Raw genomic sequence first — 775 nt, 5'->3', positions numbered from 1 at the left:
ACCCCATCCTCAACGACGTCAGCCTCGACATTCCCGAAGGCGGCATTACCGCGCTGATCGGCCCGAACGGCGCAGGCAAGTCCACCCTCCTCTCCTTTATGGCGCGCCTGCAGCCCTTGATACACGGCAACATCAGCTACGCAGGCAAAGACATCAAAACCACCCCCACCGCCGAACTCGCCCGCACGCTCTCCATCCTCACCCAAGAAAACAGCATCATGAGCCGCATTACCGTGCGCGACCTGCTCATGTTCGGCCGTTATCCCTACCACCAAGGCAGGCCGTCTGAAAACGACAAAACCATCGTCGAAGAAGCGCTTGCCGAGTTCCACCTGCAAGACTTTGCCGACCGTTACCTGACCGAGCTTTCCGGCGGCCAACGCCAACGCGCCATGATTGCCATGGTATTCTGCCAGCGCACCGACTACGTTTTACTCGACGAACCGCTGAACAACCTCGACATGTATCATGCCCGCTCCCTCATGCAGATCCTGCGCCGGCTGACCGACGAACACAAACGCACCACCGTCGTCGTCCTGCACGATATCAACCAGGCCGCCGCCTACGCCGATTACGTCGTCGCCATGAAAAACGGCCAAGTCGCCATGCAGGGCAAGCCCAACGATATTTTCACCGCCGAAAACATCAAAACCTTATTCGATATGGACGTCAACGTCCTCGATTACGAAGGCAAAAAACTGGTTATCCACCATATCTAAATCCGACAAAAAGGCCGTCTGAAACCCGATTGTTCAGGTTTCAGACGGCCTTTGTC

Annotated in this window: 1 protein-coding gene; it reads left to right on the top strand. The window is 56.5% G+C overall.

Annotated elements, in window-relative coordinates:
• A partial coding sequence (locus tag ACTHUM_RS16185) for an iron ABC transporter ATP-binding protein (RefSeq protein WP_440403447.1) occupies positions 1 to 719 on the top strand: 719 nt, incomplete at its 5' end.
• Positions 720 to 775: the final 56 nt, after the last annotated feature.

Source organism: Neisseria sp. P0021.S006, from assembly GCF_051956895.1.
This window is presented reverse-complemented; position numbering and strand designations above follow the sequence as displayed.